This is a genomic window from Oceanibaculum sp. (genome assembly GCF_022449305.1).
Classification (GTDB): domain Bacteria; phylum Pseudomonadota; class Alphaproteobacteria; order Oceanibaculales; family Oceanibaculaceae; genus Oceanibaculum; species Oceanibaculum indicum.
Genome location: NZ_JAKUSO010000092.1, coordinates 1 through 8,454 on the forward strand (window position 1 = coordinate 1; position 8,454 = coordinate 8,454).

Genomic DNA, 8,454 nt, shown 5'->3' on the forward strand with positions numbered 1-8,454 from the left:
TCACCCGGTTCGCTGACGCTCACCACCCTCTCCCGCCAGGGGAGAGGGTTATTAGCGGCATTTTTTCACCCAACAGTCCCTTCACTCTGACCGTCACCCCCGCACTTGTTGCGGGGGTCCAGGCTTCCGTTTGCTGGATGACCGCCCGAGTAGGCTGAACCCTGGATTCCCCCGGACGCCATTGGGGACAAGCCCGGGAATGACGGCCTGAGAGAATGATAGTAACGCGCTTCTTGGATTTACGCCGCCAGCCGTTCGGCGACGCGGTCCAGCGTCTCGACGTGATCGACCGGGCCGATGCTGGCCAGCGTCGGGCGCGAGGCGAGCAGCCGGGCGACGACACGGTCCACGGCGGCGGCATCGCCAGCCTCCACCTTCTCCCCCAGCTCGGGCGGCGGAATGGCGCGGCCATAGACCATGAGCTGCTGGGCCACCTGCTCGCAGCGATTGCCGGTCGATTCGCGACCCATCAGCAGGCCGGCCTTCAGCTGCGCGCGGGCGCGGCCCAGCTCCGCCTCCGTCAGGCTGCCGGCCACGGTCCGGAAGCTGTCGCACAGCACCGGCACCAGTTCGGCCACCTGCTCCTCGCCAGTGCCGGCATAGATGCCGAACAGCCCGCCATCGCGGAAGGCCGACTGGAAGGAATAGATCGAATAGACCAGCCCGCGCTTCTCCCGGATCTCCTGGAACAGGCGCGAGGACATGCCGCCGCCGAACAGGGTGGAGAACACCGACAGCGCGTAATAGTCCGAATCGTCATAGGACAGGGAATCGAAGCCCAGCAGCAGATGCACCTGCTCCAGGTCGCGCTCCTCGCGCCGCTCCCCGCCGCTGTAGGTGGCAACGGATTCCGGCTTTTCGGCAGTCGGCTTCAGATCGGCGAAGGCATTGCCCACCATCTCCACCATGCGGTCGTGATCGACCTTGCCGGCAGCGGCGAACACCATCTTCTGCGGCCCGTATTGCTGGCCGATATAGTCGATCAGCGTCTCCCGGCGCATGGCGGTGACCGTCTGTTCCGTACCCAGCACCGGGCGGCCCATCGGCTGGTCCGGATAGGCGGTCTCCTGGAACAGGTCGAAGATGATGTCGTCCGGCGTGTCGTTCGCCTGGCCGATCTCCTGCACCACCACCTGCTGCTCGCGGCGCAGTTCCTCCGCATCGAAGGTGGAGTGCTGCAGGATGTCGGAAAGGATATCGACCGCCAGCGGCACGTCATCGGCCAGCACCTTGGCGTAATAGGCGGTGTTCTCGCGGCTGGTATAGGCGTTCAGCACGCCGCCCACGGCCTCGATCTCCTCGGCGATGGCCTGCGGGCTGCGCTTTTCCGTGCCCTTGAACGCCATGTGCTCCAGCAGGTGCGAGATGCCGTTCACCTCCGCCTCCTCATGGCGCGTGCCGACCCCGACCCAGGCGCCGAGCGAGACGGACTCGACATGCTCCATATGGTCGGTGGCGACGCGCAGCCCGTTGGGCAGGGTGGTGATGCGCACGCTGTCGCTGTTCTTCATGGGTCAGACGGCCTCCTTCCGGCCGGTCTTCTCGGAAATGTAATCCTGCATGGTGGCAAGGTCGTTGGGCAGCACGGCCACCCGCTCCTCGCGCTCGAACAAATCGGCAAGGCGCGGCGGAAGGGCCGGGCGGATGCCGGTCGCCGCCTCCACCGCATCCGGGAACTTCGCCGGATGGGCGCAGGCCAGCGCCACCACCGCGATATCGGGATCGAGCGATATGGCACGCCCCGCGCCAACGCCGACGGCGGTATGCGGATCGAGGATTTCCCCGGTCTCGCCATGCACGGCGCGGATCACCGCCTTGGTCTCCGTATCGTCGATCCGGTGCGCGGCGAACAGCGCCGAGGCGCGGCCCAGCTGGTTGTCGCCAACCTTGAAGCTGCCGGCCGCCCGGAAGCCCTTCATGGTGTCGGCGACCAGCGCGCCATCGCGGTCCAGCAGATCGAACAGCAGCCGCTCGAAATTGCTTGAAACCTGGATGTCCATGGACGGGCTGAGGCTGGGTTCCACCCCCTCGATCTTCATCTCGCCGGAGCGGAAGAAGCGGGTCAGGATGTCGTTGCGGTTCGACCCGACGATCAGCTTCTCGACTGGCAGGCCCATCTGCTTCGCCGCATAGGCAGCATAGACATTGCCGAAATTGCCGGTCGGCACGGAAAAGGCGATGCGGCGGTCCGGCGCACCCAGCGCCACCCCGGCAGCGATGTAATAGACGATCTGCGCCATGATGCGCGCCCAGTTGATCGAATTCACCGCCGACAGATTCTGCCGCGCCCGGAAGGCCGGGTCGTTGAACATCGCCTTCACCTGGTCCTGGCAATCGTCGAAGGTGCCTTCCAGCGCGATGTTATGGACGTTGGACGACAGCACGCTCGTCATCTGCCGGCGCTGCACCTCGGAGGTGCGGCCCTTCGGGTGCAGGATGAAGATGTCGATCGCGGCACGGTCGCGGCAGGCCTCGATGGCGGCGGAGCCGGTATCGCCGGAGGTGGCGCCGACGATGGTCACCCGCTCCCCGCGCCGCGTGAGCACATGGTCGAACAGCCGGCCCAGCAGCTGCAACGCCACATCCTTGAAGGCCAGGGTCGGCCCGTGGAACAGCTCCAGCAGCCAGAAATTGCTGTCCAGCTGCTTCAGCGGCGTGACCGCCCTGTGATCGAAGGTTTCGTAGGAGTCCCGCACGATGCGCGCGAAATCGGCATCGGAAATGGCGCTGCCCAGGAAGGGCCGCATGACGCGCTCGGCGATCTCGACATAGGAAAGCCCGCGCATCGCGCGCAGCTCGGCGGCGCTGAAGGCCGGCCATTCCTGCGGCACATAGAGGCCGCCATCCTCGGCGAGGCCCGCCAGCAGCACCCCTTCAAAATCGAGGACCGGGGCGCTTCCGCGCGTGCTCACATACTTCATCGGGCAGGCTCCAAGGCTCACGCCAGCCAAAGGCGGTTGATCGAAGCGCACAACCTAATGCCGGACCGGAGACTCTTCAAGGCGGGGCGGCTTATGCCCCCAGATAGCGCCGCTGCAGATGCGCCTTGAAGGCGGCGGTGGAGAGCGGTGCACCGGTGGCGCGGTCCAGCAGCTCGTCGGCGGAATAGCGCGAACCATGGGCATGCACATTCGTGCGCAACCAGCCGACCAGCGGCGTGAAATCTCCGCGCGCAATGCCGGGCAGGATATCGGGCTGCTGCTCGGTCGCGGAGGCGAACAGCTGGGCGGCCATCATCGCGCCCAGCGTGTATGTCGGGAAATAACCGATGGCGCCATCATACCAGTGGATATCCTGCAGGCAGCCCATCCGGTCATCCGGCGGCGTCACGCCCAGCAGGTCGCGCATGCCGTCGTTCCAGGCGCCCGGCAGGTCGGCAACGTCGAGATCGCCGGCCACGATGGCGCGCTCCAGCCGGTAGCGCAGGATCACATGCAGCGGGTAGGTCACCTCGTCCGCATCGACGCGGATGAAGCCGCGTTCGACGCGGGTATAGAGACGGCGCAGCATGTCCGCCTCATAGGCCGGGCCGGATACGCCGAAAGCCTCGCGGATCAGCGGCGCCGCGAACTCCAGGAAGGCGGGCGAGCGGCAGGCCTGCATCTCCACCAGCAGCGACTGGCTTTCATGCACGGTCATGCCGCGCGCCTCGCCGATCGGCTGGTGCCGCCACGGTGCCTCCGGCAGGCCCAGCTCATAGAGCGCATGGCCGGTCTCATGCAGCACGCCCATCAGACTCTGGGTGAAATCGCCCTCGTCATAGCGTGTGGTGATGCGGATATCGTCCGGACCGCCGCCGCAGAAGGGATGCAGCGAGACATCCAGCCGGCCGCGATTGAAGTCGAAGCCGGCGGCGGCCATCAGCCGGCGGCCCAGCGCGGCCTGTGAGTCGACCGGGAACGGCCCCTGCGGCAAGACGAGCGGCGCCTCGGCAGCCTGCCGTTCCAGCACCGCCTCCAGCAGCGGCGGCAGGAAAGTAGCGAGATCGTCGAACACCGGATCGATCCGGGCCGCGCGGTTGCCGGGATCATACTGGTCGAGCAGCGCATCATACGGATCGAGCCCCAGCGCCGCCGCCTTGACCCCCGCCCTCTCGCGGGGCAGCCGGACGACCTCCCGCAGATGCGGCAGGATAGCAGCGAAATCGCTGTTCTTGCGGGCCGTGCGCCAGGCCATCTCGCACTTGGAGCAGGCCTTCGAGCGCGCCTCCACCAGATCGGCGGGCACGGCCGTGGCGTGCGCATGCTGGCGGCGCATCAGGGCGAGGTTCGCCGCCGGCCAGTCCGCAAGACCCTCCGCCCCGGCAGCGTCCAGCAGGTCGGCCATGTCAGGCGCGGTCAGCAGTTCATGCGACAGCACGCTCAGCGTCGCCAGCTGCTCGCCGCGCGCCTCCGCACCGCCATCGGGCATCATCACCGACTGATCCCAGTGCAGGATGCCGCCGACGCCGCCCAACACGGAGAGACGGTGGAAGCGCCGTTCCAGCGCCTTGTATGCGCCGGCCGCGTTGCTCATCGCCTGGCGTCCTGCTCCTCGCGTTCGGCGCGGCGGTGCCACAGCACATAGACAGCGATCAGCCCGAAGGCCATGGCGAACCAGGTGATGGCATATTGCAGATGCTCGTTGCGCAGCCCGATCATCGGATCGGCACCAATCGGCAGCTGCGGGCCGCTCTCGCGGCGCAGCTCGTCGATGTAATAGTCCGGCACGTCCTCGCCCTCGGCCTTGGCATAGGCGGCCATCTCCGGCACATCGACATAGAACCACATGTCCCGATCCGGCTCATTGTCCGGGGTGAAGGAATTGCGCAGGCCGGCACGGCGCACGATGCCTTCCACCGTCACCGTGCCCGTGGGCTGACTTTCCGGACGACGCGCCGGGTCCTTGCGGTCATCGGGAATCCAGCCGCGGTTGACCAGCAGCACGCGCCCGTCATTAGTGCGCAGCGGCGTGACGATGTGATAGCCGACCGTGCCTTTTTCCGGGCGGCCGATCAGCGGCATTTCGTACTGATGCAGCCATTCGCCGGTGGCGGTCACGCGGCGGAACTCGATTTCCTCGATATCGGCGCCAGCGGCGGGGGCGGGAATGGCGGGCGCCATCATCCGCGTCTCCAGCCGCTCGATCAGCCCTTCCTTCCAGGCCAGCCGTTGCAGCTGCCAGGCACCAAGCCCCAGCATGACGACGATCATCGGCAGCGAGATCAGCGTCGGCCACAGGCGCGGGCGGAAACCCAGGGTGCGGTGCAGGGCGGATCGTGTGTCAGTCATGCGCGGTCCCGCGATGCTTGTATTGCAGGGCGACGAGGACGCCCTTGAAAAGCCGCAGCAGGCCAAGCGCGCCGGCCAGGATCACCAAGGACCACAGCACGGCATGCAGCCAGAGCGGCGGCTGGAAAACGGTCTCGACCCACAGCGCGAGCGGCACGACGATGATGCCCAGGGCGAAGATCACGAACACCGCCGGCCCGTCACCGCTGTCATGATTGCTGAGGTCCAGGCCGCAGACCTCGCAGCGTTCCGCCACCTGCAGCAAGCCGGAAAAAAGCCTGCCGCGTCCACAGCGCGGACAGCGGCAGGCCAGACCGGTCAGAACGGGCGATAGAGGCGGATAGGACGGGCTGTCGTTCATCCTCTGCTCGGTTGTTCCGGGCAGTGGGGGATTACGCCCCCCACCAGTAGATGCAGACGAACAGGAACAGCCACACCACGTCAACGAAGTGCCAGTACCAGGCCGCCGCCTCGAAGCCGAAATGCTGTTCCGGCGTGAAATGGCCCTGATAGGCACGCACCAGGCAGACCGCCAGGAAGACAGTGCCAACGATGACATGGAAGCCATGGAAGCCGGTCGCCATGTAGAAGGTCGAGGCGTAGATGCCATCGGTGAAGCCGAAGGCGGCATGGCTGTACTCGAACGCCTGCAGGGCGGTGAAGGACATGCCCAGCAGGACGGTCAGCCACAGGCCGCGGATCAGGTCACGGCGATTGTTCTCGATCAGCGCGTGATGCGCCCAGGTCACCGTGCAGCCCGAGAGCAGCAGGATCAGCGTGTTGATGAAGGGCAGCTCGAACGGATCGAAGGTGACGATGTCCGCCGGCGGCCAGATGCCGCCAATGGCCTCGGTCGGGTAGAAGGCCGAGGCGAAGAAGGCCCAGAAGAAGGCAGCGAAGAACATCACCTCGGAGGCGATGAACAGGATCATGCCGTAGCGCAGGCCGAGCTGAACGACCTTGGTGTGATACAGGCCGCTATTGGCCTCGCGTACCACGTCGCGCCACCAGAAGAACATGGTGGCCAGCACCAAGGCGAGGCCGAGGAACAGCACCCAGTAGCCCTTGTCGTGCATGCCCATCGCGCCGCCGATGGCGGTCACGAAGGCCGCGACGGACCCCACGAAGGGCCACGGGCTCGGATCGACGAGATGGTACGGATGCTTCTGGTGCGTGGCGTGTGCTTCGCTCATCCCTCAAAACCCCTTCGGCTTACGGACGGTTGGCCATCCGTCGGCATGTTACCCCAGTTTAACTCAATACGATCAATTCACTCGCGCGCCGTCGCCCGCAGGCTTCAGCTCGCTGGTCTGCCGGACACCCGCCAGCGACTGGTCGGGCGCCGGGAAAAAGGTATAGCTCAAGGTGATCGTCGTGACATCGTCCAAATTGCGGTCATCGACGATCGCCGGATCGACGAAATAGGACACCGGCATCTCAATGCTCTCGCCCGGCTGCAGAACCTGCTCGGTGAAGCAGAAACACTGCAGCTTGTTGAAGTAGATGCCTGCCTTGTGCGGCGTCACGCTGTAGGTGGCGGTGCCAACCACCGGCACGTCGCCATTGTTCACCGCCTTGTAGAAGGCCAGCCCGTTTTCGCCGACATGCACCTTCTCCGACACCTGCATCGGCTTGAAGCGCCATTTCAGGTCCGGGCTGGTATTGGCGTCGAAGCGCACGGTGATGACGCGCTCGCCCATATGGTCCGGCAGGGCGTCGGCCTGCTGCGTGGTGCCGCCATAGCCGGTGACGCGGCAGAACATCTCGTACAGCGTGCTGCTGTAGGCGGTCAGCGTCGTCATGCCGCCCAGCACCAGCATCACACCGCCCACCGCGATCCAGTTGCGGCGGTTGCCCTTAGGCTTGTTCTGTTCGGTTTCGCGCATGCGCTTCACCCCATTTTCACGATGGTGATGGCGTAGAACAGGGCCACAAGCCCCAGCAGCACCCACAGCAGCGCCCGGTTGCGCGGGCGACGGCTGCGCCGGAAGCTTTCGCGGTCGCGGTTTTCCGTATCCTGTTCCATGGCACTCACATCCAGCCTCCCAGCGAAATCAGATACCAGGTGCGGTCCAGGATCAGCAGGCTGAAGATCAACAGGAGATAGAGGATCGAATAGGCGAAAAGATGACGTGCGGCCAGCTCGGCGCGCGGCCCGTCACCGGCCCGCCAGATACGCCAGGCACCGGCCAGGAACAGCGCGCCAAGGACAATGGCGCCGACGCCATACAGCGCGCCAGAGGTGCCAAGCGGCCAGGGCAGCACCGCCAGCGGGGCCAGCAGCACGGAATAGATCAGGATCTGGCGGCGCGTCTCCCGCTTGCCGGCCACCACCGGCAGCATCGGCACGCCGGCCCGGGCGTAATCCTCGCAGGCGAACAGCGACAGCGACCAGAAATGCGGCGGCGTCCACATGAAGATGATGGCGAACAGCACAACCGAATCGATGCTGACATCGCCGGTCACCGCTGCCCAGCCGATCATTGGCGGGAAGGCGCCGGCGGCACCGCCGATCACGATGTTCTGCGGCGTGCTGCGCTTCAGCCACATCGTATAGACGAAGACGTAGAAGGCGATGGTCAGCGCCAGCAGCGCGGCCGCCGCCCAGTTGACCGCCAGCCCCATCACCATGACAGAGAAGCCGGACAGCACCGCCCCGAAGGCTAGGGCGGCTTCCGGATCGACCCGGCCGCGCACGATGGGACGGCCCTGGGTACGGCTCATTACCGCGTCGATGTCGCGGTCGTACCACATGTTGATGGCGCCCGATGCACCGGCACCGATGGCGATGCACAGGATCGCAATGAATCCCAGGACCGGATGGATCGAGCCCGGCGCCAGATACAGGCCGACGAACCCGGTGAACACCACCAGCGACATGACGCGCGGCTTCAGCAGCTCGACATAGTCGGCCACGCCCGGTACGCCCAGCGGGGGGACACCAAGCGAGGGCCCTTCGGCCCCCGCTTGCATGCCTGCCCGCATGGTCGTTTGAAGCTGGGTATCGCTCACCTGGCTAACCGCCTGCTCTGCTCAACGATCTAGGGAGTCCCCAGGTCACTTGACCTGGGGGATTTCCTCGAAGGTGTGGAACGGCGGCGGAGAAGAGACCGTCCATTCCAGCGTATCGGCGCCCTCGCCCCACTGGTTCGCCGGCACCTTGGCCCCCGAGGTGAAGGTCCGG

General features: G+C 66.0%; 9 protein-coding genes. All 9 read right to left on the minus strand.

Annotation, left to right across the window (positions count from 1 at the left end; genetic code table 11):
* Window positions 1–239: 239 nt before the first annotated feature.
* The 9 genes from MK313_RS17150 to MK313_RS17190 all read right to left on the minus strand — a co-directional run bounded on the left by MK313_RS17150 (window position 240) and on the right by MK313_RS17190 (window position 8,243).
* Window positions 240–1,511, minus strand: a complete 1,272-nt coding sequence (locus tag MK313_RS17150; RefSeq protein WP_287783245.1) for a M16 family metallopeptidase — start codon at window positions 1,509–1,511, stop codon at window positions 240–242.
* Window positions 1,512–1,514: 3 nt separating this feature from the next.
* Complete coding sequence (thrC, locus tag MK313_RS17155) at window positions 1,515–2,921, minus strand: threonine synthase (RefSeq protein WP_287783248.1); 1,407 nt, start codon at window positions 2,919–2,921, stop codon at window positions 1,515–1,517.
* Window positions 2,922–3,012: 91 nt separating this feature from the next.
* Window positions 3,013–4,515, minus strand: coding sequence for a carboxypeptidase M32 (locus MK313_RS17160; RefSeq protein WP_287783250.1), 1,503 nt, complete (start codon window positions 4,513–4,515; stop codon window positions 3,013–3,015).
* Window positions 4,512–5,270, minus strand: a complete 759-nt coding sequence (locus tag MK313_RS17165; protein ID WP_287783253.1) for an SURF1 family protein — start codon at window positions 5,268–5,270, stop codon at window positions 4,512–4,514. The genes MK313_RS17160 and MK313_RS17165 overlap by 4 nt, the downstream gene beginning before the upstream one ends.
* A complete protein-coding gene (locus MK313_RS17170) occupies window positions 5,263–5,631 on the minus strand; it encodes a DUF983 domain-containing protein (RefSeq protein WP_040707225.1) in 369 nt (122 codons plus the stop codon). The genes MK313_RS17165 and MK313_RS17170 overlap by 8 nt, the downstream gene beginning before the upstream one ends.
* A gap of 31 nt (window positions 5,632–5,662) precedes the next feature.
* Entirely contained in the window at window positions 5,663–6,463 is an 801-nt protein-coding gene (locus MK313_RS17175; RefSeq protein WP_287783257.1) for a cytochrome c oxidase subunit 3, read from the minus strand.
* A 72-nt stretch (window positions 6,464–6,535) separates the two neighbouring features.
* A complete protein-coding gene (locus MK313_RS17180; RefSeq protein WP_051013121.1) occupies window positions 6,536–7,156 on the minus strand; it encodes a cytochrome c oxidase assembly protein in 621 nt (206 codons plus the stop codon).
* 5 nt (window positions 7,157–7,161) lie between these two features.
* Window positions 7,162–7,305, minus strand: coding sequence for a hypothetical protein (locus MK313_RS17185; protein ID WP_156816253.1), 144 nt, complete (start codon window positions 7,303–7,305; stop codon window positions 7,162–7,164).
* Window positions 7,302–8,243, minus strand: a complete 942-nt coding sequence (locus MK313_RS17190; protein WP_287783261.1) for a heme o synthase — start codon at window positions 8,241–8,243, stop codon at window positions 7,302–7,304. The genes MK313_RS17185 and MK313_RS17190 overlap by 4 nt, the downstream gene beginning before the upstream one ends.
* Window positions 8,244–8,454: the final 211 nt, after the last annotated feature.